General features: G+C 67.5%; 21 protein-coding genes. 11 read left to right on the top strand and 10 right to left on the bottom strand.

What is annotated here, in order from left to right; genetic code table 11:
• The first annotated feature begins 55 nt into the window (after positions 1–55).
• Genes HN018_RS07995 through HN018_RS07985 form a run of 3 tightly spaced genes read left to right on the top strand, consistent with a single transcriptional unit; the run spans position 56 to position 2,786 of the window.
• On the top strand, positions 56–814 hold the full coding sequence (locus tag HN018_RS07995) for a competence/damage-inducible protein A (RefSeq protein WP_171835034.1): 759 nt from the start codon (positions 56–58) through the stop codon (positions 812–814).
• On the top strand, positions 811–2,055 hold the full coding sequence (locus HN018_RS07990; protein WP_204259698.1) for a phospholipase D-like domain-containing protein: 1,245 nt from the start codon (positions 811–813) through the stop codon (positions 2,053–2,055). The genes HN018_RS07995 and HN018_RS07990 overlap by 4 nt, the downstream gene beginning before the upstream one ends.
• An 11-nt stretch (positions 2,056–2,066) precedes the next feature.
• Complete coding sequence (locus HN018_RS07985) at positions 2,067–2,786, top strand: HAD family acid phosphatase (RefSeq protein ID WP_204259697.1); 720 nt, start codon at positions 2,067–2,069, stop codon at positions 2,784–2,786.
• A gap of 18 nt (positions 2,787–2,804) precedes the next feature.
• Here the strand turns inward: HN018_RS07985 and HN018_RS07980 are convergent, their stop codons facing one another.
• From HN018_RS07980 to HN018_RS07970, 3 genes are read right to left on the bottom strand one after another with little or no spacing between them, the layout of a single operon-like run.
• Positions 2,805–3,794 (bottom strand): acetyl-CoA carboxylase carboxyltransferase subunit alpha, encoded by a 990-nt coding sequence (locus HN018_RS07980; RefSeq protein ID WP_171835036.1) that lies wholly within the window; start codon positions 3,792–3,794, stop codon positions 2,805–2,807.
• Between the two features lie 12 nt (positions 3,795–3,806).
• Positions 3,807–4,805 carry a tyrosine recombinase gene (locus HN018_RS07975; protein ID WP_171835037.1) on the bottom strand — a complete coding sequence of 333 codons (999 nt, stop codon included), beginning with the start codon at positions 4,803–4,805 and terminating at the stop codon, positions 3,807–3,809.
• A gap of 21 nt (positions 4,806–4,826) precedes the next feature.
• On the bottom strand, positions 4,827–4,976 hold the full coding sequence (locus HN018_RS07970) for a hypothetical protein (RefSeq protein ID WP_171835038.1): 150 nt from the start codon (positions 4,974–4,976) through the stop codon (positions 4,827–4,829).
• Positions 4,977–5,060: 84 nt separating this feature from the next.
• Here HN018_RS07970 and aroB point away from each other — a divergent pair, with 84 nt between their 5' ends.
• From aroB to HN018_RS07950, 4 genes are all read left to right on the top strand, one after another.
• A complete protein-coding gene (gene aroB, locus HN018_RS07965; protein WP_171835039.1) occupies positions 5,061–6,851 on the top strand; it encodes a 3-dehydroquinate synthase in 1,791 nt (596 codons plus the stop codon).
• 278 nt (positions 6,852–7,129) lie between these two features.
• Positions 7,130–8,272: an OmpA family protein gene (locus tag HN018_RS07960; RefSeq protein WP_171835040.1), complete on the top strand. Its 1,143-nt coding sequence runs from the start codon at positions 7,130–7,132 to the stop codon at positions 8,270–8,272.
• 142 nt (positions 8,273–8,414) lie between these two features.
• A complete protein-coding gene (locus HN018_RS07955; protein WP_239479137.1) occupies positions 8,415–8,918 on the top strand; it encodes a GtrA family protein in 504 nt (167 codons plus the stop codon).
• A gap of 53 nt (positions 8,919–8,971) precedes the next feature.
• Positions 8,972–10,267: a cystathionine gamma-synthase family protein gene (locus tag HN018_RS07950; RefSeq protein ID WP_171835041.1), complete on the top strand. Its 1,296-nt coding sequence runs from the start codon at positions 8,972–8,974 to the stop codon at positions 10,265–10,267.
• A gap of 8 nt (positions 10,268–10,275) precedes the next feature.
• Here the strand turns inward: HN018_RS07950 and HN018_RS07945 are convergent, their stop codons facing one another.
• Both HN018_RS07945 and HN018_RS07940 read right to left on the bottom strand, forming a co-directional pair.
• A complete protein-coding gene (locus HN018_RS07945) occupies positions 10,276–11,325 on the bottom strand; it encodes a spore photoproduct lyase family protein (protein ID WP_171835042.1) in 1,050 nt (349 codons plus the stop codon).
• Positions 11,326–11,384: 59 nt separating this feature from the next.
• The gene (locus tag HN018_RS07940) at positions 11,385–12,272 is read right to left on the bottom strand and encodes a SirB1 family protein (protein ID WP_171835043.1); all 888 of its coding nucleotides are present in this window, start codon (positions 12,270–12,272) and stop codon (positions 11,385–11,387) included.
• Here HN018_RS07940 and HN018_RS07935 point away from each other — a divergent pair.
• On the top strand, positions 12,271–12,555 hold the full coding sequence (locus tag HN018_RS07935; protein ID WP_172443463.1) for a hypothetical protein: 285 nt from the start codon (positions 12,271–12,273) through the stop codon (positions 12,553–12,555). The two genes, HN018_RS07940 and HN018_RS07935, sit on opposite strands and share 2 nt — an antisense overlap.
• A 42-nt stretch (positions 12,556–12,597) precedes the next feature.
• Here the strand turns inward: HN018_RS07935 and HN018_RS07930 are convergent, their stop codons facing one another.
• The gene (locus HN018_RS07930; RefSeq protein ID WP_171835044.1) at positions 12,598–12,969 is read right to left on the bottom strand and encodes an MAPEG family protein; all 372 of its coding nucleotides are present in this window, start codon (positions 12,967–12,969) and stop codon (positions 12,598–12,600) included.
• Positions 12,970–13,130: 161 nt separating this feature from the next.
• Here HN018_RS07930 and alaS point away from each other — a divergent pair, with 161 nt between their 5' ends.
• Together alaS and HN018_RS07920 are read left to right on the top strand one after the other, a co-directional pair.
• Positions 13,131–15,785, top strand: a complete 2,655-nt coding sequence (gene alaS / locus HN018_RS07925) for an alanine--tRNA ligase (RefSeq protein ID WP_171835045.1) — start codon at positions 13,131–13,133, stop codon at positions 15,783–15,785.
• 59 nt (positions 15,786–15,844) lie between these two features.
• Positions 15,845–16,147 (top strand): hypothetical protein, encoded by a 303-nt coding sequence (locus HN018_RS07920; RefSeq protein WP_171835046.1) that lies wholly within the window; start codon positions 15,845–15,847, stop codon positions 16,145–16,147.
• A gap of 164 nt (positions 16,148–16,311) precedes the next feature.
• Here the strand turns inward: HN018_RS07920 and HN018_RS07915 are convergent, their stop codons facing one another.
• Positions 16,312–16,647, bottom strand: coding sequence for a sensor histidine kinase (locus tag HN018_RS07915; RefSeq protein WP_204259696.1), 336 nt, complete (start codon positions 16,645–16,647; stop codon positions 16,312–16,314).
• Between the two features lie 233 nt (positions 16,648–16,880).
• Here HN018_RS07915 and HN018_RS07910 point away from each other — a divergent pair, with 233 nt between their 5' ends.
• The gene (locus HN018_RS07910) at positions 16,881–18,719 is read left to right on the top strand and encodes a glycoside hydrolase family 15 protein (protein WP_171835047.1); all 1,839 of its coding nucleotides are present in this window, start codon (positions 16,881–16,883) and stop codon (positions 18,717–18,719) included.
• Here HN018_RS07910 and nadC read toward each other — a convergent pair.
• The 3 genes from nadC to nadA are packed head-to-tail and all read right to left on the bottom strand — an operon-like array spanning position 18,707 to position 22,067.
• Positions 18,707–19,552, bottom strand: coding sequence for a carboxylating nicotinate-nucleotide diphosphorylase (gene nadC, locus HN018_RS07905; protein WP_171835048.1), 846 nt, complete (start codon positions 19,550–19,552; stop codon positions 18,707–18,709). The genes HN018_RS07910 and nadC overlap by 13 nt on opposite strands.
• Positions 19,549–21,096, bottom strand: a complete 1,548-nt coding sequence (locus tag HN018_RS07900; protein WP_171835049.1) for an L-aspartate oxidase — start codon at positions 21,094–21,096, stop codon at positions 19,549–19,551. Before HN018_RS07900 ends, nadC begins: the two co-directional genes overlap by 4 nt.
• The gene (gene nadA / locus HN018_RS07895) at positions 21,093–22,067 is read right to left on the bottom strand and encodes a quinolinate synthase NadA (RefSeq protein WP_171835050.1); all 975 of its coding nucleotides are present in this window, start codon (positions 22,065–22,067) and stop codon (positions 21,093–21,095) included. Before nadA ends, HN018_RS07900 begins: the two co-directional genes overlap by 4 nt.
• Between the last annotated feature and the right edge of the window lie 725 nt (positions 22,068–22,792).

The following is a 22,792-nucleotide window of genomic DNA, read 5'->3' as shown; positions in this document are numbered from 1 at the left end:
GCACGCCGGCGCACCTCTGCCTACTGCAGCAGGTGCCGACCGGAGCCGCCACAGCATGACGAACCCCACCGCCTGTATCATTGTCATCGGAAACGAGATCCTGTCCGGACGGACCCAGGACGTGAACGTCCAGTTCCTGGCGACGCGGCTGGGCTCGATGGGGATCGGGCTGCGCGAGGTCAGGGTGATTCCCGACATCGCCCGCACCATCATCGAGACGGTGAACGAGCTTCGCGCCCGCTTCGACCACGTCTTCACCACCGGCGGCATCGGGCCGACCCATGACGACATCACCAGCTCCTGCGTCGCCGAGGCGTTCGGCGTGCCGTGGGAGCAGCATGAGCCGAGCATGACGCTTCTCGCCGCTCACTTCGAACCGGGCCAGTTCAACGCCGCCCGCCAGCGCATGGCGACGCTGCCACGGGGCGCGGTTCCGATCGAGAATCCGATCTCGGTGGCGCCCGGCTTCTCGATCGGCAACGTGCACGTCATGGCCGGCGTGCCGCGCATCATGCGCGCCATGTTCGACAGCCTGGCGCCGAGCCTCGGCGGAGGCACCCCGGTCCGCTCGACGACGGTGCATGCCGAGCGACTGGCCGAGGGCGCGCTGGCCGCGGGCCTGGAGCGGATCCAGGACGCCCACCCGGACCTCGATGTCGGGTCCTATCCCTACGAGCGCCCGGACGGACGACGCGGCGTCGCCCTGCTCGCCAAGGGCACCGACGACGCGTCGCTGTCGGCAGCGAGGGCGGAGATCGTGGCGCTGATCGTCAGTCTCGACCGCACGCCGATCGATGGAGAACCGCCCGCTTGAGCCGGACCGCACGGGCCCTGCTGCTGGTGGCGCCGCTGCTGGCCGGCACCCGGGCCGCCGCCGACACGTCGCCGTCGTTCCGGATCGTCGAGAGCGTTCCGGAGGCCAGCATCTACGGCGAACCCGGCGTGGCGCGGACCCAGGACGTATGGCTCGAGATGATCCGGCATGCCCGGCATTCGATCGACATCGCGGCCTTCTACGTCGCCGACAAACCGGGTCATGCGCTGGCACCGGTGCTCGATGCGCTGGTCGAGCGGGCCCGCGCCGGCGTGGCGGTCAGGCTGCTGGTCGAGAAATCCTTCATGAAGGATACCGGCCCCAGCACCGCGCGACTGCAGGGCGTGCCGAACCTCACCATCGAGATCCTGCCGACCGGCCAGCTCACCGGCGGGGTGCTGCATGCCAAATACATGATCGTCGATGCGACCCAGGTGTTCGTCGGCAGCCAGAACTGGGATTGGCGCGCGCTCGAGGAAATCCATGAGATCGGTGCCGAGATCACCGACGCGCGGTTTGCCCGCAGCTTCGAGGCGGCGTTCGAGGAGCTCTGGACACTCGGCGCCGATCCCGACCTGCCGAAGGCGCAGAAACGGTCCGTGCTGCCGCCCGACTTCGCGCCGGTCACCAGCGCCGATCCGGTCGTTCTCGATCGCGCCGGCGACGATCCGCTGGTCGCCTTCCCGGCGTTCAGCCCGCCGCCGATGGTCCCCGCCTGGCTGACATCGGAGGAACCGGCGCTGATCGAGATGATCCATGCCGCGCGTCACACCGTGCGTATTCAGGTGATGACGCTCAGCGCGATCCACTCGTACGGGCCGAAAGGCTTCTGGCCCGGACTGGACACCGCATTCCGCGACGCGGCAGCACGGGGCGTGTCGGTGGAGATCATCGTCGCCGACTGGGCGCTGCACGAGCCGATGCAGTCCTACCTGAAGAGCCTGGCGGTCTTTCCCGGCATCACCGTGAAGTTCAGCAGCATTCCGCAGGCGCCGTCCGGCTTCATCCCGTATGCGCGGGTCGAGCACTGCAAGTATGCCGTGGCGGACGATGACAGCGTCTATGTCGGCACCGGCAACTGGGAATGGAGCTACTTCGCCACGACCGTGGACGCCTCGGTGTTCGTGCACGGCAAAGGCCCGGCCGCGACCCTGACCCGCATTTTCGAACGAGATTGGACGAGCCCGAACGTGACCCGGATCTCCGCCGGAACCACCTACACGCCGCCCCGTACCCAATGAGCCGCGCAACGGTGAAATGCGGACTCGCGGCGCTTCTCGTCGCGGGCCTGTTCGGCATCCAGGCTGCTCACGCCGATCCGGCACGGACGGTGATCGCGCCCTCGCCGGCAAGCTGGACCCAGCCCGCGAACATCGGCCGGCTCGAACTGCAGGCGACCGCCTATCACGATGGCGCCTACCTGCGAGACTTCGCCGCTGTCGACGACCAGGTCGCCGCGTGGCTCCGGGCCCAGGCGCCGCGCGTCTCGAAGCCCGCGCTGGTGCTCGACATCGACGAAACCGCCTTGTCCAACTGGGAGGAAATCAAGGCGAACGGGTTCGGCTTCTTTTCCGGCGGCAGTTGCGACCATCTGCCGCAGGGTCCGTGCGGCTTCACCGCCTGGCAGCGCGAGAGCAGGGCAACGGCACTGGCTCCGACGCTGGACCTGGTCGCGATCGCCCGCACACTCGGGGTCGCCGTGTTCTTCATCACCGGGCGTCACGATCCGGCCAAGGCCGATACTGCCGCGAACCTGCTGCGCGCCGGCTATCATGACTGGGCCGGCCTGTCGCTCGAACCGGAAGGTAGCCATTTCGCGTCCGCGGTCGACTTCAAGGCGCCGGTCCGGGCCACGATCGAGGCGCGCGGCTACACCATACTCGCGACTGTCGGAGACCAGCGTTCGGACCTGCTCGGCGGCCACGCGATGCGCGGCTTCCTGCTGCCGAACCCGTTCTACTTCATTCCGTAGCAGGCCGGGCGGGAGGGGTCAGTTCGACCCCAGCCGCCCCATCGCCAGATACTTGTCCCGGCGCTGCACCTTGAGGGCCGCCGGATCGAGCAGGCACAGGCCCGGCAGTGCGGCCGCGAGCGCATGACGGACAGACTCGATGGCGAGCTTGGGGTCACGTTGGGCGCCGCCGAGCGGCTCCTGGATGATCTCGTCGATCAGCTTGAACTGCTTGAGGTCCTGCGCGGTCAGCCGCAGCGCTTCCGCTGCCACCGTTGCCTGCGTGGTGTCGCGCCAGAGAATCGAGGAGCATGCCTCGGGCGTGATCACCGAGTAGATCGCATGTTCCAGCATGAACACCCGGTCGCCGGCTGCCAGCGCGATGGCGCCGCCGGAACCGCCCTCGCCGATCACCGTCGCCAGGATCGGCACCGGTGCGGACAGGCAGGCATCGATCGACCGGGCGATCGCCTCGGCCTGGCCGCGCGCCTCGGCATCGATTCCGGGGAACGCGCCGGGCGTGTCGATGAAGGTCAGGATCGGCAGCCGGAACCGGCTGGCGAGATCGATCAGCCTGACCGCCTTGCGGTAACCCTCCGGCCGGGCCATGCCGAAATTATGCCGCAGCCTGGTGTCGAGGTCGGACCCGCGCTCGGTGCCGATGACCACCACCGAACGGCCTTCGAACCGGCCCAGCCCGCCGACCACGGCCTCGTCCTCGGCGAAGGCGCGGTCGCCGGCCAGCGGCATGTAGTCGGTGATCAGGGCGCTGATGTAGTCGAGCGCATGCGGCCGCTGCGCATGGCGCGCCACCTGGACCTTCTGCCAAGGGGTCAGCTTCACGTACGTTGCCCGAAGCTGCTTCTCGGCCTTTTCCTCGAGCTTGGTGACCTCGTCGGCGATCGACAGGCCGCCAGCTTCACCCTGCGGGTGATCCGGATCGGTGGAGGACAGGGACATCTGCCGAAGCTCGTTGATCTTGTTCTCGAGCTCGGCGATGGGCTTTTCGAAATCGAGGAATTGGCGCATTGCCGCCGGGCTTTAGCACAGTTCCGGTGGTTGCGAAGTCCCACCCGTGGAAGCGCCGCCATTCGAAGCCTGGCTCCGTGCGGCCACCGCGAGCGGATGATGCAGCTCGACCAGGCGCTGCAGTCGTTCCGCCAGCACATGCGTATAGATCTGCGTGGTCGCGATGTCCGCATGACCCAGCAGCCGTTGCAGGCTGCGCAGGTCGGCGCCATGCGCCAGCATGTGGCTGGCGAACGAGTGTCGCAGCACATGCGGCGACAGATGGAGCGGATCCAGCCCGGCCCTGATCGCCGTCTCGTGCAGGACCAGGTCGAACCCCTGTCGCGTCATCGCCCGTTTCGGGTCGCGGCCGGCGAACAGGTACGGTCTATCGACCCGGCCCGGCGCCGAAGGAACGCGACTCGCGACCAGCTCCTGCGCCGCCTTCCGCGCCTCGTCGGACAACGGCACGATCCGTTCGCGCCCGCCCTTGCCGCGCACCAGCAGCACCTGCCCATCGCCGGAGAGCGCGTCGCGGCGGAGCGCCAGCATCTCCGAGATACGCAGCCCGGTCGCGTAAAGGATCTCGAGTGCCGCCAGGGCCAGTTTCTGCCGCCGCTCGGGCAGGCCGCCGGACGGACCGGCGGCGCGCAGCAAGGCCGCCACCTCGGCTTCGCTCAGGAAGCGCGGCAGGGTCTGGCCGGCCCGCGGCGCTTCCAGCTTCGCGGTCGGATCATCCTCCCGCAGTCCCTCGCGCGCCAGGAAGCGGTGGAACTGTCGCAGGCAGGACAATCTCCGGGCCGCCGTCCGTGCCGAAAGCCCGGCCCGGGCGAGTCCTGCCATATAGGAGGCCAGCGTGCTTGCCGATGCGCCCGACGCGCTCTCGCCGGCTGCAGTGGCGTGCGCCGCGAAGTCGGTCAGGTCGGCGTGGTAGGCCTTCAGGGTGTTCGGCGCAGCGCCGCGTTCGGCCGACAGCATCTCGAGAAACGCTTCATGGTGACGTCCGTCCGAGGATAGTCCGGCCCGGGTCATCGCCGCCCGCCCCCCAAGAAATTACTGGGGCTGGGCGCCCAGCTTGTCGGCGGCCAGCACCTGATGGATCGCGTGCTGCGGCGGCTTCGGCGGGAACGCGCCGAGCGACAGGAAACCGCCTCCGAGCACGACGACCGCAAGCCCCAAGATGATGCCAAATACCAGGCGCATGCCTACTCCCTTTACAGTGCCGTGCCCGCCACTCAGGCAGCGGCGGCATGGCTGCTCTGCTGCCTGTATGTTAGGTTGACGACCATGTCACGCCCGCTCGAAACGCTGCCTTCGCCTGCCGCGGACGTCACCTGGCCGTCCGGCGTCGAGGCCGGCTGCCTTGCGGCCCGGCCGGGTGAATTGCCGCAACCGCCCGACAGTTCGGGCCCGGCGGCACCCCAACGATCGATCGTCCTGGTCGGGCTGATGGGTGCGGGCAAGACCACTGTCGGACGCCGGCTGGCCAGCCGGCTCGGGCTGCCGTTCCGTGATGCCGATGCCGAAGTCGAGCTGGCTGCCGGGTTCACCATTGCCGAGTTGTTCGCGCGTTACGGCGAGGCCGAGTTCCGCCGCGGCGAGCAGGGCGTGATCCGCCGCCTGCTGAGCGGACCGCCGATCGTGCTGGCGACCGGCGGCGGCGCCTTCATGGATCCGGTCACCCGCCATGCCATCCGCCGAGACGCAGTCAGCGTCTGGCTGCGCTGCCCGCTGGAGGTGCTGGTGCGCCGGGTCAGCGGTCGCGGCCACCGTCCGCTGCTGGCTGAAGGCCGCCCACGCGAGATCCTTTCGGCGCTGATCGAGCGCCGCCACCCCGTTTATGCCGAGGCTGACCTGATCGTGGATTGCAACGACGACGGCGTTGAACGCACTACCGACCTCGTACACCGGGCGGTCACCGGCCGGGTGCCGCCGGAACGGGTCGAGGTTTCGCTGTCGCACGCGCGCTACGACGTGATGGTCGGAGCCGGGCTGGTGGCACGGGCAGGCGCGCTCCTGACGCCAGTGCTGCCGCAGAAGCGCGTCGTGGTGGTGACCGACGAGACTGTCGCTGCACTCCACCTGCCGACGTTGCTGGCCTCCCTCGCCGAGACCGGGATCGACGCGGAGTCGATCATCGTCCCGCCTGGGGAGGGGTCGAAGAGCCTCGCCTGCTTCGGCATGGTGACCGATCGCCTGCTTGCTCTGGGCATCGAGCGGCGAACCGCCGTGATCGCGCTCGGCGGCGGCGTCATCGGCGATCTCGCGGGATTCGCGGCCGCTTCGGTGATGCGCGGTCTGCCGTTCGTGCAGATTCCGACCACTTTGCTGGCCCAGGTCGATTCGAGCGTCGGCGGCAAGACCGGGATCAACACGAGTGCCGGCAAGAACCTGCTCGGTGCGTTCCACCAGCCGATCGCGGTCGTGGCCGACACCGACATGCTCGCCACCCTGCCGATTCGCGAGTTGCGTGCCGGCTACGCCGAGATCCTCAAGGCCGGGCTGATCGCCGATCCGGACCTGTTCGAGTGGTGCGAGGCGAACGGTGCCGCAGTACTGGCAGGCGATCCGGCGATCCAGGCGGACGCGGTCCGCCGGGCCTGCCGCTTCAAGGCCGGCGTGGTCGGCGACGACGAGCGCGAGGAGAAACCGGATAACGGCCGGGCCCTGCTCAATCTCGGGCACACCTTCGCGCATGCGCTGGAAGCGGAAATGCGGTTCGACGGCCGCCTGCTGCATGGCGAGGCGGTCGGGATCGGCTTGCTGTTGGCATTCAGGCTCTCGGTGCGGCTGGGCCTGTGTCCTGCAGCGGATGCGGACCGGGTCGAGGCGCATCTGCGCCGGCTCGGCATGAAAACGACCATCGACGATTGCGGCTGCGCCCTCTCGGCGTCGGCGCTCGCAGCGCATATGCAGCGTGACAAAAAGATGCGCGACGGCCGGATATCGTTCGTTCTTGTCCATAGAATTGGACAGGCATTCACCTCGCGCGACATTGCGTCATCAGCGGTAATAGAGTTGTTGCAGTCGCAAGGCTGTATTGTTGAAAACATGTCACTTAGGTTAAAAAAACCGTAACCAATCGGCCACAACCATCAGCGCGACTCTTCTCAGTGACCGTCGAAAATTGGCTTGTGGTGCCTAAATCATTGGAATTTATATACTTCCGACGATGTCGTTAGCAAAACGGATCGAACTGTGTCTTCCAGAACACGGTTAACTCGTCGAATGTCTTGCGGTGCTGCTGTTCCTCTCTCCAACAGCAACCGAAGGAACTATACGGTGCTTATGCCTCCCGATGAGCCTGTGCCGCCGATGGTTGGTGGCGGGTCGAACGGATCTAGAAGGACGAGACAATGCGTCTGCGCACTGCACTACTTGCAACAACACTACTGGCGGCGAGCTCCGTCGCCGCGATGGCTCAGCCGATCGTCGGCCCGTATGTCAGCCTCGGCGCCGGCTACAACCTGCGCCAGAGCCAGGGCGCTCATTACAGCCCGGGCACGGTTGCCGACGGTTCGAACGGCCGCGCCGGCGGCTCCAAGTCGACGTTCCGTTTCGGTGACGGCTTCGATGGTTCCGGTTCAGCTGGCTGGGGCTTCGGCAACGGCCTCCGCGCCGAGCTTCAGGGCGCCTACTACATGAACAACGTGAACCACCGCAGCGGCACCGTCGCTCCAGGCACCACCACCGGTCACGCCGAGAGCTACGGCGCCCTCGTGAACGTGCTGTACGACATCGATCTGGCCCGCTTCGGCCTGGCTGTTCCGATCACCCCGTATGTCGGCGTCGGCGCCGGCTACATGTGGAACCACCTGTCGCCGTTCACCACCCAGTATGCCAATGGCAACATTGATCGTACCGGTGGCACCAACGGTTCGTTCGCCTACCAGGGTATCGTCGGTGCGGCTTACAACATCGCCCCGGTCCCCGGCCTGGCGCTGACCGCCGAGTATCGCTTCCTCGGCCAGCTCGATCAGGAGGCCTATCAGTCGACGTCCTACACGCCGCGTGGCATCCACAAGGGCAATGCGGACTTCAACGACCAGTTCAACCACAGCTTCATGCTGGGTGTTCGTTACGCATTCAACACCGCCCCGCCGCCGCCGCCGCCGCCTGCTCCGGTCGTCCCGGCAGCTCCGCCGGCCGAGGCACGCACCTACCTGGTCTTCTTCGACTGGGATCGTTCTGAGCTGACCGGCCGCGCTCGCGAGATCGTTGCCCAGGCCGCGCAGGCGTCGACCCACGTGCAGACCACCCGCATCGAAGTCAACGGCTACACGGACACCTCGTCCATCCATGGCGGCGCTCGTGGCGCTCGCTACAACCAGGGCCTCTCCGTCCGTCGCGCCACCAGCGTGAAGGCCGAACTGATCCGCGACGGCGTGCCCGGCACGGCGATCGACATCCACGGCTACGGCGAGAGCCATCCGCTGGTTGCGACCGGACCGAACACCCGCGAGCCGCAGAACCGTCGCGTCGAAATCATCCTTCACTGATTTCGATAACGTCGAGACGGGACCAGCCTTTATTGATCCCGTCTCCTCGGACAGACTTCGGAAAAGGGTGCCTCAGGGCACCCTTTTTTTGTTGTGTGGACGTTTCCGGTATTGTCCCAACCGCCAAGCTTAGCGAAACGCCGTGAGCGAGACCGTCCTGAACCTGTTCGAGCCATCCCTGCCGGGCGAGCCTCCGGCGCCCGACGCGGTGTCGGTCGATGCGGTGCTCGCTGCGAGCCTTCCCGAAAAGGGCGGGCTGCTTCCGATCGCGACACAGTTCCTGAAGTTCGGGACCGTCGGGGCATTCGGGTTCCTGTGGGATGCGTCGACCGTGTATGCGCTGCGACCGTTCATCGGCTTCGTCGCAGCCACCTTCGCCGCATACTTCATTGCGGCGACGATGAACTGGGTCCTCAACCGGCTCTGGACCTTCCGCGGCCGCGGCAGCCAGGACAGCCTGTTCAGGCAGTGGCTGAACTTCCTCGGCGCCAACGGTTTCGGCTTCGTACTGAACCGAAGCACGGTATTCGCGCTCGCCTGGTCGATCCCGTTCTGCCTGGCCTATCCGGTCGTCGCCCTGGCCGCCGGGTCGCTGGCCGGCATGTGCGCGAACTTCACCCTGTCGCGCAGACTGGTGTTCCGCTAGCCCGACGCGCAGGAATGGACGTCGCGACGCGTCTGCGCGTCCTGGAGACCATCATGAGCGACGACCGCAGCCGCCAGCGTACGATCGGCAGTCACGTACTGCATCCCGAAACGCTGATGCTTGGCTATGGCTACGACCCTGCCCTTTCGGAGGGTGCGGTGAAGCCGCCGGTGTTCCTGACCTCGACCTTCGTATTCAGGTCCGCCGAGGAAGGCCGTGACTATTTCGATGTGGTTGCCGGTCGCAAGCCCGCTCCTTCGGGCGGGGCGGGGCTGGTCTATTCCCGCTTCAACCATCCCAACAGCGAGATCGTCGAGAACCGGATGGCGATCCAGGAAGGCGCCGAGGCCGCACTCCTGTTCAGCGCCGGCATGGCTGCGATCTCCACCTGCCTGCTCGCGACGACGCGTCCGGGCGACGTAATTTTGCACAGCCAGCCGCTTTATGGCGGCACCGAGACCCTGCTGACCCGCACCTTCAAGGCCTGGGGCATCGGGACCATCGGCTTCCTCAACGGGCTGGATCGCGCCTCGATCGAGGAGGCCGCCGAACGTGCGATGCAGGCCGGCCGGGTGTCGGCGATCATGGTCGAGACGCCTTCCAACCCGCTCAACACCCTGGTCGACCTGGCCCTGGTCGCCTCGGTGCGCGACCTGATCGCCGAGCGGCAGGGCCATCGTCCCGTCCTGATGTGCGACAACACCATGATGGGGCCGATCTTCCAGGCGCCGCTGCTGCACGGCGTGGATATCGTCATCTATTCGCTCACCAAGTATGTCGGCGGGCACAGCGACCTGATCGGCGGCGCCGCGGTCGGCTCGCTGGAGATGCTTCGCCCGGTCAGGCTGCTGCGCGGCGCGATCGGCACCCAGCTCGATCCCCATAGTTGCTGGATGATCGGCCGGTCGCTGGAAACCCTTGCGCTGCGGATGCACCAGGCCGCGCGCAATGCGGACAAGGTCGCGGCATTCCTGGACCGGCACCCGCGAGTCGAGCACGTGTTCGCGCTGGGCATGGCCCGCGCCGGCGATCCGGCGGCCGAACTCTATGCGAGGCAATGCAGCGGCCCGGGCTCGACCTTCAGCATCGAGATCGCCGGCGGCCAGGCGGAGGCTTTCCGGGTGCTGAACGCGCTGGTGATCTTCAAGCTTGCGGTCAGCCTCGGCGGCACCGAGTCGCTGGTCAGCCATCCCGCCTCGACCACCCATTCCGGTGTTCCCGCGGAGATCCGCCGCAGTGCCGGGGTCAGCGACGGGCTGATCCGGCTCAGCATCGGCATCGAGCATCCGGACGACCTGATCGCCGACCTGACGCAGGCGCTGGCGACCCTGGAAACGGCTGCGTCGTAGCCGGGCGCTCAGGTCCAGTAGAGCGTTCGCGCTTCCGGCAGGCGTTGCGCCAGCGCATCGGTAATCACGCCGCGCATCGTGGTCATCTCGGCACGCGGCAGCACCCACTTGCCGGTGCCGAACTTGGTCAGCTTCCGGGTCCGGTCGGCCTCGTCTAGCGGCAGGCTGGTGCCGGGATACCAGCCTGTCAGCACCGACTTCGACTTGTCGGTGAACCGGTGGGTGATCAGCTCGACGGTCAGGTCGGAGGTCGGGATCCCGTCGAGCGCCGCCGCCACGTCCGCCAGCAGCTGGTCGTATTCCAGGCGCCAGCCCGGAAGCGGTAGGATCGGCGCGATCGTGAGCCCGACCGGGTAGCCCGCCTGCGCCACCGCGCGCAGCGCCGCCAGGCGACGGTCCATGCGTGGCGCCCCGCCCTCGTATCGCTCGCCGCCCTTCGAGTTCAGGGAAAACCTGATCCGGGTGCGGCCGCGATGCGGCAGCGACAGCAGCGGCGCGACCGCATCGAACTTGGTGGTGAAGCGGAGCTGCACCGGCGAGTCCCACATGCCGAAATGACCGATGCAGGCAGCCAAGCTACCGGTCAGATGCTCGATGCCGAGCGGATCGGTGTAGCAGGAGCACTCGAACGTCGTGCCCTCGGCGGCACGATGCTCCGACCGGGACGTGATGGTGCCGGCGCCGAGCAGCGGCGTCAGCTCGGCCAGGATTTCCGGCAGGTTGGCATAGGCGCGGATGATCGGCGGGCCACTGAGCGAGCCGGCGAGATAGCAGTACTGGCAATGAGCCGGGCAGCCTTCCGCCAAGTCGAAGCGCCAGTCGGCGCTGGGCGGGATCGGCTGCGGCTTGCGACGGCTCGGCGAGGCCACCACCACCGCCATGGTGCTCTTGGCATCGCGGTAGCTGTCGGGCAGTCCGGACAGGCGATCGGCTGACAGCCGGACGATCTCGGCACCGGCGGCGGCGGCACGTTCCACCATGGCATCGCCATGCGCGAACCGGAGGGCTGCCGGCGTCACCAGCACGCGCTTCGGGATCCAGTTTCGGTCGGTTGGCATGCAGCCTTATGTCGGGCGTCGGAGCCACCTGGCCAAGGCCCCGGACACGGTTTGGCCGATCAATCCCCGGACCGTCTCCACGCATCGAGCCGGGCCTGGGCATGGCGGGCCGCATCGCTCCCCGGCACCTTGTCGACTACCCGTTCCAGGCAGTTCCGGGCTTCCGAAACCCGACCCAGCCCATGGTTGAGCTCGGCCGCGTCGAGCCAGCTCGACATGACGTCCGGGGCGATCAGCAGCATGCCCTCGAGCGAGCGGAGGGCCGCCTTCAGGTCGCCTGCCAGTAGGCGGCGCTGCACCAGGTTGCGCTGCAGCCTGAGCAGCACGTCGCGGGTCGCCATCGCCCTGGTCATTCCCGGCTGGAGCGGGATGTCCTCGCCGCCACTCTGCGGCAGCATCGACAGGAGCTGGACGCTACCGATCGAGGCCCCGTTGCCGAAGGGATCGATCAGCATGCGCCTCTGCTGGCGTGAATGCCGCGTGGCGGTCCCGGAATCGTGGCGTCCGTCCGCACCACGATCCGAGCCGGCGACCAAAGCGACCAGGAAGTGGCCGGGGAAATCGATGCCGTGCCCGTCCCAGCCGGCAGCGCGGATGCAGTGCAGCCAGAGCACGCCGAGTGCCACCGGCAGCCCGCGACGCCGCTCGATGACCTTGACCAGATTGGCATTGTCCAGGTCGTCATAATGCTCGATGTCGCCACGGTAGCCATGATGCGCATGGATGAGCCCGGCCAGGGCGCCGATGCGAGCCTCCTGGGAACGACCCGACATGACGGCCCCGACAGCGACCGCGTCGCGCGCCAGGACGGACAGATGCTCGGACGCCGCATGCCAGTCGCTGCCCGATGCGTCGAGCCGGGCCAGCTGTATCGCCGCAGGGCCGGGATCGATCTCGACGTCGGGCAGCATGCCGATCGCCGCCAGTGCCTCTCCCGGTTCAATCATGCGGAACACCCTCCTGAACGCCATAGGCCGTGGCCGTCACCCAGCTGAAGTCTCGCGGCCGAAGTCTGGCGGCCGAAGTCTGGCGGCCGAAGTCTGGGCCTCGCAACGACCAACGCTCAAGGACCGGGAACGAAGCCCGAGGGTGAACGCGCGCATGCGCAGGATGCCGCGCGCGCTCAGGATGGAAGCGGGGCGGTCATCTTCCGGCATCGAGATCCGGACGCGCAGGAACGGCACCTCGGCCGGCGACGGCTGCTCGGATACGGCGGCGGTCCGCCGGTGATCGATCGAGGTCGGGATCGCATTCAGACCGAACGAAGACGGTTCAGGCGCCGATGCAGAACAGCGCGATCACGCAGACGATGCCGCCGGCCCAGCAGGCCGATCGCAGCGACGCCCGGTTCGCGATGTAGGCCACGCTGTATCCGATCCGGAGCAGGACGAAGATACCGGCCAGCCAGTCGATCCGGTTCTGGGCGGCATGGGCGAGTTCGGCGACCAGCACCGCGGCGGCGAAGGCCGGGAATGCCTCGAAATGGTTGCGGTGTGCCCACTCCGCGCGTTGCCGCCATCCTTTCAGGCGCTCGGCATCGAGCCGCGGCGCCGAGTTGTCGCTGGCCGTCCCGGCCTTGGCGATGCCGGTCAGGATGTAGGGTAGCAACGCCGCGAGCAGCAGCATCCAGTAGGCGAATTGCATCGGCGGAGTCCTAGAGGTGCGGCGCCATTGGGGGTTAGTCGAACCGGAGTAGGACCACCAGCTGGTCCCGGTAATCTCGTGGTACGAGAACGCCGGCCTTCCGCGCGGGCGGCGCCTGGGTTAGTGGTCGGTGTCACGTCCAGGATCGTTCACCGCCCGCCATGGCTTCCAGCAACGACATTCGCGCCACCTTCCTCGACTACTTCGCGCGCCACGACCATCAGGTGGTGCCGAGCAGTCCGTTGGTGCCGCGCAACGACCCGACCCTGCTGTTCACCAACGCAGGCATGGTCCAGTTCAAGAACGTCTTTACCGGCCAGGAAACCCGGTCGTACAATCGTGCCGCGACGGCACAGAAGGTGGTCCGCGCCGGCGGCAAGCATAACGACCTGGACAATGTCGGCTACACCGCCCGGCATCATACCTTCTTCGAAATGCTCGGGAATTTCTCGTTCGGCGACTACTTCAAGCCGCTTGCCATCGAGTTCGCCTGGAACCTGCTGACCCGGGAGTTCGCCCTGCCGGCGGACCGGCTGCTGGTGACGGTGTATTCCGAGGACGACGAGGCCGCCCTGCTGTGGAAACGCATCGCCGGACTGCCCGACAGCCGGATCATCCGCATTCCCACCTCCGACAATTTCTGGCGCATGGGCGATACCGGCCCGTGCGGTCCCTGCTCCGAGATCTTCTTCGACCATGGCGACCATATCCCGGGCGGCCCGCCGGGCAGCCCCGACGAGGATGGCGACCGGTTCGTGGAGATCTGGAACCTGGTCTTCATGCAGTATTTCGAGGACCCGCCGGGCACCCGCACGCCGCTGCCGCGCCCCTCGATCGATACCGGCCTGGGGCTCGAGCGCTTCGCGGCGATCCTGCAGGGCAAGCACGACAACTACGACACCGACACACTGCGCTCGCTGATCCTGGCATCCGCCGAGGCGACCGGACAGGATCCCGACGGGCCGTTCAAGACCAGCCACCGCGTGGTCGCGGACCATCTGCGTTCATCCTCGTTCCTGATCGCCGACGGGGTGCTGCCGGCCAAGGACGGACGCGGCTACGTGCTGCGCCGGATCATGCGCCGGGCCATGCGCCATCTGCACATGATGGGCACCACCGAGCCGGTCTTCTACAAGCTGGTGCCGACGCTGATACGCCAGATGGGTGCCGCCTATCCCGAGCTGGTGCAGACCGAACAGCTCATCCGCGAGACGATGCGGCTCGAGGAGGACCGGTTCAAGGCGCTGCTGGAGCGCGGCCTGTCGCTGCTCACCGACGAGACCGAACGCCTTGGCGAAGACCAGGCGCTTCCCGGCGACGTCGCCTTCAAGCTCTACGACACCTTCGGCTTCCCGCTCGACCTGACCCAGGACGCCTTGCGGGAGCGCGGCCGGTCGGTGGATCTGGCCGGGTTCGAGACGGCAATGCATGCACAGCGCACCCGCGCCCGCGCCGCCTGGGCCGGATCGGGCGATGCCGCCACCGAACAGGTCTGGTTCGAGCTGCGCGAGCAGGTCGGCAACGCCGAGTTCCTGGGCTACGCCACCGAGCAGGCCGATGCGCAGATCCTCGCCCTGGTCGCCGGCGGTACGTCGGTCACCCAGGCCGGCGAAGGCGATGAGGTCATGGTGCTGCTCAACCAGACCCCGTTCTATGCCGAGAGCGGCGGACAGGTCGGCGATGCCGGGATAATCTCGGGCCAGGACTTCACCATCGCCGTCACCGACACCCAGAAGAAGCTGGGCGAGCTGTTCGTGCATGTCGGCCGGGTCACGCACGGAACGGCCATGGTCGGCGCGGCGGTGACCGCACTGGTGGATCACGCGCGGCGCGGGGACATACGTGCCCATCATTCGGCCACCCACCTGCTGCACGAGGCGCTGCGGCGCCGGCTCGGCACGCATGTGAACCAGAAGGGCAGCCTGAACGCGCCCGACCGCCTGCGCTTCGACGTGGCTCAGCCGCGTCCGATCACCGCCGAGGAACTCGCCCTGGTCGAGACCGAGGTGAACGAGAAGATCCGCGAGAACAGCGAGGTCACCACCCGGCTGATGACTCCGGAGCAGGCGGTCGCCCAGGGCGCGATGGCGCTGTTCGGCGAAAAATACGGCGACGAGGTGCGGGTCATCTCGATGGGCGAGCCGATCGACGCTGGCAAGAATGCCTATTCGATCGAGCTCTGCGGCGGCACCCATGTCCGCCGCACCGGCGATATCGGCCTGTTCCGGATCACCTCGGAAAGTGGAGTCTCGGCCGGCGTGCGCCGGATCGAGGCGGTCACCGGCCGTGCTGCCGAGCATGCGGCCCTGCTGACCGAAGCCCGTCTGAACCAGGTGGCCGGGCTGCTCCGCGTGCCGGCGGCCGAAGCGGTCGACCGCCTCTCGGTGCTGCTGGAGGAACGCCGCGGTCTCGAGCGGCAGATCTCGGAGCTGCAGCGCAAGATCGCCACCGGCGCGGCGGGCGCGGCCACGATCGAACAGGTCGGCGACGTCGCCTTCTCCGGCCGCAATCTGGGCGAGATCCCGGCGAAGGAGCTCAAGGGCCTCGCCGAGGAGATCGGACGCGGGCTTGAATCCGGTGTGGTGGCGCTGATCTCGACGGCGGACGGCAAGGCGAGCGTGGTGGTGTGGGTTTCGCCCGACCTGACCGCGCGTCTCGACGCGGTGACGCTGGTGCGCGAGGCCAGCGCCGCGGTCGGCGGCAAGGGCGGTGGTGGCCGGCGTGAGCTCGCCCAGGCAGGGGGCCCGGATGCCGGACGCGCCGAAGAGGCGCTGCAGGCTGTGCGCCAGGGCATCATCCAGGGATCCGCATCCTGATGACGACGGCCTAGGCCGGGGCGGATGCCATGCGCCTGAAGCTGCGGTCCGGACCGCGCATGGCATCGTCGACGGGCGTCCTCAGCGTCAATAATCTCGACTTCGACGTGGTCGGTGGCGTCGCCTGGTCGACCCGTCCGGTGGCCCGCAGCCAGCCGGGAAGCTGTTTCATCCAGGCCACGGTGCGTATTCCGGCCTGCCTCACCGCCGGCGCACTCGAGGCCGGGAACGGGACGGTCCGGCTGTCGCTGTCGGATGGCAGTTTCGTCGTGGGGTACGAACTGGTCCGGTCCGGCGAGCTGAAACCGGTCGGGGGCTGCGCGGCCGTGGTCTACGCCGGCGCCTATGTCGAAACCGGTTGAGCGGGATCTCACCGCCCTGCGGGCTCAGCCGAACCTTCTGCCGCGGATCGCGACTGCCGCCGTAGCGGGCCTGATGCTGCGCCAGGCCTTGGGGTCGTCGCCTGGACGACCGGCGCAGTCCGCCTTCCTGACGCGACCCGGCCCGATCGCGCAATCCCCGCTCGTCACACGCCGGCCGGCATGCTGAAGGTGAACCGCGTTTCCTGTGGGCTCGAGGCCGCGTCGAGCGTGCCGCGATCCGCCTTGGCGATATAGAAGCCGAGACCGAAGCGCCCCTGGTTCGGCGTCACGATGACACGGAAGAAGGGCTGAAACAGCGTCGCCAGCGCCCCGGGCGGGATCGGTTCGCCGCCGTTCGTTACCGAGAGCTCGAATGTCTCTCTGCGAGAGGTTGCCCTCACCAGCACGGGCCTGGTCGATGCGCCGTGTGTCAGGGCATTCCCAAGCAGGTTAGACGGGAGCCACTGAACGAACTCGTGGTCGTGACGTCGAGGTTGCAACCACCGGGTATTCGACAAGCCGGCGGCGGCTACAGATACGGATGCACGCGTCAGCTGTAGCCGCCTGATAGATGCAACGGTTGGATTAAGGCAGACCCGTGGCAGCGGGGCGACCTTCCTATGATGGCAGCATCACGAGAACGCGATCGGCTCGACCACGTGCGCAGATACCTCGTTGTCGCAACCGTGGACCCGGCGCCCCTCCGCCCCATCGCTGCCGTCAGGAACCCTTCGTGTATAGTCAAATCTCCGATTACGGCCTGATAGGCGACACGCATAGCACTGCCCTGATCGATCGCGACGGGTCGGTGGACTGGTTGTGCTGGCCCCGTCATGACAGTCCCGCCCTGTTCCTGCGGCTGCTCGACCAGGAGAAGGGCGGTGCCTGCCGTATCGAGCTCGATGGCCGGACCGGACGGTCGCGTCGCTACCTGCCCGGCACCAACATCCTGGAGAGCCGGTTCCCGACCGAGACCGGCATCGGGGTGCTGACCGACCTGATGCCGGTGCAGCCGCCCGAGACGTTGCCCGACGAGGGGCCGGATGGTGAGACCGAAAGCCGGATCATCCGCATCCTGGTGTGCAGGGAAGGATCGATCTCCGGCAGCTTCGTGGTCAGCCCGACTTTCGACTATGCGCGCGTCGAGTGCACCGTCTCGCTCCAGGGCGACAGCGCGGTGTTCCAGGGCGGGAGTGACCAGCTCCGTGCCGCCGGTTCGCTGCGAGCGGCCATCGAGGGCCGGTCGGCGCGCATGCCGTTCCGGCTGCAGGCCGGCGAGCGTGCCGTGGTGGTGCTGACCCACGGCGAAGGCGAACGGCCACCGCTCGACAGCGTCGACGATGCGATCGGCCGTCTCGAGCACACGCAGCGCTACTGGGAGCAGTGGAGCGCCCGATGCCGCTACGACGGGCCCTATCGCGAGGCCGTCCTTCGAAGCGTGCTGTGCCTGAAGCTGCTGACCTATTCACCGACCGGGGCGATCATCGCGGCACCGACCACGTCCCTGCCGGAGGCGGTGCCCGGCGACCGCAACTTCGACTACCGGCTGACCTGGCTTCGGGATGCCAGCTTTACCGTGTCCTCGTTCGCGCGGCTCGGCTACACACGGGAGGCAGCGGAATTCCTCCGGTTCCTCCGGAATGCCGATCCGACCCACGGCAACGATCTCGGCCTGATGTACGGAATCGCCGGGGATACGCCGGACGAGGAAGAGCTGTCCCACCTCGAAGGCTGGCGGGGCGTCGACCCGGTGCGGATCGGCAACGCCGCATCCGGCCAGCAGCAGACCGACATCTACGGCGAGCTGATGGCGGCATTGCACGACTTCCTGAACGCGGTCGACTTCGATCCGCCGCAGAAGACCAATGACAGGTTGCCGGAAACGCTGGCCAACCTGGTGAACCAGGCCCTGTCATTGCGCGGGAAACCGGACCAGGGGATCTGGGAGATGCGCGATGGCCAGGAGGTCATGCTGCACAGCCAGGCGATGATCTGGGTCGCACTCAGCTGCGCCGCCTCGATGGGACGCCGTATCGGCACGATGGACCCGGCGATGCTGGAGCGCTGGGACCAGGCGGCGGACGATGTCAGGGCGGACTATCTCGACCGGAGCTGGAACGAGGAACGGCAGGCCTACACGATGGCCTACGGCAGCAGCACGCTGGATGCCTCGGTGCTTCGGTTGGTGCTGTTCAAGGCGATCGATCCGCATGATCCGAGGATGGTCCTGACCCTGCGGACCATCGAACGCGAGCTGGCCGATGGCGACCTGATCTATCGCTATCGCAAGGATGACGGACTGCGCGGCGAGGAGGCGACCTTTTCCGCCTGCTCGTTCTGGCGGGTGGGCGTGCTGGCGATGATGGGCCGCACCCGGGAGGCGACCGAGCTGTTCGAGCGGTTGCTGAGGCGCGGCAACGATCTCGGCCTGTATGCCGAGGAGATCGACGAAGCCACCGGCGAGCAGCGCGGCAACTTCCCGCAGGCCTTCACGCAGGTTGCGCTGATCAGTCAGGCGCTGCTGCTGCAGGATCATCCTGCCCAGGCCGTCAGCGGCGCTCAGGCCGCGTAGTCGAGCCCGATATCCAGCACCGACACCGAGTGGGTGAGCCAGCCGATCGAGATCATGTCCACGCCGGTCTCGGCGATGCCGGGAGCCGTTTCCGGCGTCACCCGGCCCGACGCCTCGGTGATGGCCCGGCCGCCGACCATGCGGACCGCGTCCCGCAGCATGTCCAGCGACATGTTGTCGAGCAGCACCGCATCCATGCCGACCGACAGCGCCTCGTCGAGCTGCGCCAGCGTATCGACCTCGACCTCGATCTTGACCAGGTGGCCGACCGACGCCCGCGCCCGCTCGATCGCGATGCGCACGCCGCCGGCGATGGCGATGTGGTTGTCCTTGATCAGCACCGCATCATCCAGGCCGAACCGATGGTTCATGCCGCCGCCGACGCGCACCGCATATTTTTGGAGCGCGCGCAGGCCGGGGATGGTCTTGCGCGTGCAGCAGATGCGCGCGCCGGTATGTTCCACCGCACGCACGATCCGGTTGGTGGCCGAGGCGATGCCGCTCAGGTGCGACAGGTAGTTCAGCCCGACCCGTTCGCCGATCAGCACGCCGCGCGCCGGACCTTCGACAGTGGCGATGCGGTCGCCCGGGACGATCGCGGCGCCGTCTGCACGATGGATGGTGAACACCAGCCGCGGATCGACCAGCGCGAACGAGATCCGTGCGAGATCGAGGCCGGCCACGACCCCCGGCTCGCGCGCCTGCAGGACGCAGCGTGTGCGCAGGCTGTCGGGCACGATCGCGTCCGTGGTGATGTCGCCGGCGCGGCCGAGATCCTCCAGCAGTGCCGCACGCACCAGCGGCTCCAGCATCAGGTCCGGCAGCGGGTTCACGAGGCGCGCCTCTGCTCGCCTGCGAACCGGTCCGCGAACGCCATCGCCTCGGACATGGTCATGGCGGTCCGCACCCCGAGCGCATCCCTGGCCAGGAAATCGGTGCGGAAATGCCCGCCGCGGCTCTCCCGGCGTTCCAGTGCCGAGACGCAGATCATCAGCCCGACCAGCGCCGCATCATCGTCTCCGGCCATCGGCGCGAGCTGGACGATCGCGTGCTCGAGGTCGGCCGCATTGCGTAGCACGCCGGCGGCACGGGTCATGATCTCGCGGACCAGCGGCACCGACGCAGTGCGGCCGGTGTCGGCGGAAGCGGCCGGAACCATGGTCATCGGTGCATCCGGGCCAGTCTCGGCGATCTCGGTGGAGATTGCTGCGGCGATCCGGATCGCGCAGGCAGCCGCTTCCAGCAGCGAGTTGCTGGCGAGCCGGTTGGCGCCGTGCAGGCCGGTGCAGGCGACCTCGCCGCATGCATAAAGGCCGGGGACCGAACTGCGCCCGCACGCGTCCACCAGGATGCCGCCCATATGGTAGTGGGCGGCCGGCCTGACCGGGATCGGCGCGGTGACCGGGTCGATGCCGCGGGCGCGGCAGACGGCGGTGATGCCCGGGAACCGCGCTGCGAACCGCTCGCCCAGGGTGGGGCGCGCATCCAGGAAGACCTGGTGACCGTCGGAAAGATGCTTCCAGACCGCCCGCGACACCACGTCGCGCGGCGCCAGCTCGTTGTCCATGAAGCGCTGGCCGGTCTCGTCGATCAGGGTGGCGCCCTCGCCGCGCACGGCCTCGCTGACCAGCGGCATCGGCGTGTTGCCGGGCGGCAGCTTCGCCGACGCGTCGCCGGACGGGACGACCAGGGACAGTGCCGTCGGATGGAACTGGATGAACTCGAGGTCGCCCAGGCGGGCACCGGCCCGGGCGGCGGCGGCCAGACCGGTGCCGGTGGCGCCGAGCGGATTGGTGGTGTCGCGGAACAGCCCGCCTGCCCCACCGGTCGCCAGCACGACCCGGGTTGCCGACAATGCCACCTCGTCGCCGTTGCGCTCGATGACCACGCCGCTCACCCGGCCATCCTCGGTCAGCACCCGGCGAAGCAGGGCGTTCGGAAACACCGCGATCGATGGTGTCGCACGCACCGCCTCGACCAGAGCCCGGACGATCTCCGCACCTGTGGCATCGCCCTGCGCATGCACGATGCGACGTCGCGAATGGGCGGCTTCAAGGCCCAGCGCCAGAGTATCGTCGGACGCACGGTCGAAGCGCACGCCCAGGCGGGACAACGTGTCGATGACCTGGGGGCCGGCCCCGGTGATCGCCTCGGCGACCGCGGCGTCGCACAGGCCATCGCCGGCGGCCAGCGTGTCGGCCAGTTGCAGCGCCGGGCTGTCGTCGTCGCCGATCGCGGCAGCGATGCCTCCCTGGGCCCAGCCGCTCGCCGCCTCGGCGCCCAGCGGCGCGCGGGTGACCAGCACGCAGGGGAGTGGCGCCATTTCCAGCGCCGTCAGCAGTCCGGCCAGGCCTGATCCGATGATGATCGTGCTCACAGCGCCAGCATCCTCTCGACGGCCTGGCGGGCGCGGACCGCCAGATGCTCCTCGATCATGATTTCGGTGCCCATCGTCTCCAGGCTATGACGCAGCGCCGGCAGGGTGATCCGCTTCATGTGCGGGCACAGGTTGCACGGCCGGATGAACTCCACCTCGGGATGCAGCACGGCGAGGTTGTCGCTCATCGAGCACTCGGTGATGAGCACCACGCGGGACGCCTTCCCGGAGGCCACGAACTCCTGCATCCCGGCCGTCGAGCCGGCGAAATCGGCCTCCGCCACCACCTCGGGCGGGCATTCCGGATGCGCCAGCACGACGATGCCGGGATGCTCGACGCGCAGGCGGCGGATCTCCTCGGGGGTGAAGCGCTCGTGCACCTCGCAGTGCCCGGCCCAGGTGATCATGCGGATGCCGGTCTCGTTGGCGATGTTCTGCGCGAGATATTCGTCCGGGATCATGATGACGGTATCGCTGCCGAGGCTCTCGACGATGCGCTTGGCGTTGCCGGACGTGCAGCAGACGTCGCTCTCCGCCTTCACCGCAGCCGAGGTGTTCACGTAGGTCACCACCGGCACGCCGGGATAGCGCTGGCGCAGCAGCCTGACGTCGGCGGCGGTGATGGAGTCCGCCAGCGAGCAGCCTGCCCGCATGTCCGGCATCAGAACGCGCTTGGTCGGGTTCAGCAGCTTCGCGGTCTCGGCCATGAAGTGCACGCCGGCCATCACGATGACATCGGCTTCGACGGTCTGCGCCTCGCGGGCCAGCAGCAGGCTGTCCCCGACGATGTCGGCGACGCAGTGGAAGATCTCCGGGGTCTGGTAGTTGTGCGCGAGGATCACCGCGTTGCGGGTGCGCTTCAGCTCCAGGATCGCGTCGATATCGTCGGCGAACACCGCCCACTCCGCGGGTGGGATCACGCGCCGGACCCGGTCGTAGAGTGGCGCCGTACGAGTCAGAACATCCTGCATCGGGACGATATCCTTAATGCTCACTTAGAGCATAACCAAGGCCGAAAAAGAGACGCCAATGGCGCCGGTCTTATATGCTGGTGTTGAGCATAAGAAGGTCAAGGTTTGCGCGATGCAACCCTGCCCAGCGAACTGACATGCCATGTCCGCCCTCTCTTCCACCATGACCAGGCGACGTGCACTCCGTCGAAGCTCGACGATAGGCCGCACGCCCTTCCGGAAACGTTGCCCTTTGGGCAATCGAACCGGATACGGCAGACCGAAAGAGTAGCGAGCAGTTTCGGAATTAATGGCACGAGCCCCGCTGGGGCATGCACGGTCACGCTGACCGGGAACGATGTCAAGGATCGGCAGCAGCGTGACATCTGATGTCATGCCGGATGACTGCGTGTGGCGCGGACAGGATCGACTTGAGTTACCGGGCATGTATGCCAGCCGGAATTCGGTGCCGGGATCCGAACTCGAGATTGTAGCCGGCATGTTGGCCGAGGCTGGAAATAGACAAGCTGGCTTACGTAATCTGTATGAGTGCAATCGCGCTTCGCGAGCACGATCATTTAAGTCCGACCGTATACCGCGTTAAAACTACATCAACAGGCGATGCATGAAGCCTGCTAAACGACGCAGAAAATTCGGCTGATGCGCAGGAAGAGTGGATCAATCGGCTGGCGCATGACGAGTAGCGCAAGCGCATTACGATTGACGGTCGACCAGTCTGGTGACGA

This window comes from Lichenicola cladoniae, assembly GCF_013201075.1.
In the GTDB taxonomy this organism is placed as follows: Bacteria; Pseudomonadota; Alphaproteobacteria; order Acetobacterales; family Acetobacteraceae; genus Lichenicola; species Lichenicola cladoniae.
The sequence above is the reverse complement of the archived record's forward strand: the minus strand, read 5'-3'. Positions and strand labels throughout refer to the sequence as shown.

Coding starts and splice junctions, on each gene's coding strand:
- HN018_RS07975 (WP_171835037.1), bottom strand. CDS start 4,805: ATGACCCGGGCCGGACTATCCTCGGACGGACGTCACCATGAAGCGTTT.
- nadA (WP_171835050.1), bottom strand. CDS start 22,067: ATGCAGGATGTTCTGACTCGTACGGCGCCACTCTACGACCGGGTCCGG.
- HN018_RS07945 (WP_171835042.1), bottom strand. CDS start 11,325: ATGCCAACCGACCGAAACTGGATCCCGAAGCGCGTGCTGGTGACGCCG.
- HN018_RS07950 (WP_171835041.1), top strand. CDS start 8,972: ATGAGCGACGACCGCAGCCGCCAGCGTACGATCGGCAGTCACGTACTG.
- HN018_RS07960 (WP_171835040.1), top strand. CDS start 7,130: ATGCGTCTGCGCACTGCACTACTTGCAACAACACTACTGGCGGCGAGC.
- HN018_RS07980 (WP_171835036.1), bottom strand. CDS start 3,794: ATGCGCCAATTCCTCGATTTCGAAAAGCCCATCGCCGAGCTCGAGAAC.
- aroB (WP_171835039.1), top strand. CDS start 5,061: ATGTCACGCCCGCTCGAAACGCTGCCTTCGCCTGCCGCGGACGTCACC.
- alaS (WP_171835045.1), top strand. CDS start 13,131: ATGGCTTCCAGCAACGACATTCGCGCCACCTTCCTCGACTACTTCGCG.
- HN018_RS07935 (WP_172443463.1), top strand. CDS start 12,271: ATGCGGAACACCCTCCTGAACGCCATAGGCCGTGGCCGTCACCCAGCT.
- HN018_RS07930 (WP_171835044.1), bottom strand. CDS start 12,969: ATGCAATTCGCCTACTGGATGCTGCTGCTCGCGGCGTTGCTACCCTAC.
- HN018_RS07995 (WP_171835034.1), top strand. CDS start 56: ATGACGAACCCCACCGCCTGTATCATTGTCATCGGAAACGAGATCCTG.
- HN018_RS07940 (WP_171835043.1), bottom strand. CDS start 12,272: ATGATTGAACCGGGAGAGGCACTGGCGGCGATCGGCATGCTGCCCGAC.
- HN018_RS07970 (WP_171835038.1), bottom strand. CDS start 4,976: ATGCGCCTGGTATTTGGCATCATCTTGGGGCTTGCGGTCGTCGTGCTC.
- HN018_RS07920 (WP_171835046.1), top strand. CDS start 15,845: ATGGCATCGTCGACGGGCGTCCTCAGCGTCAATAATCTCGACTTCGAC.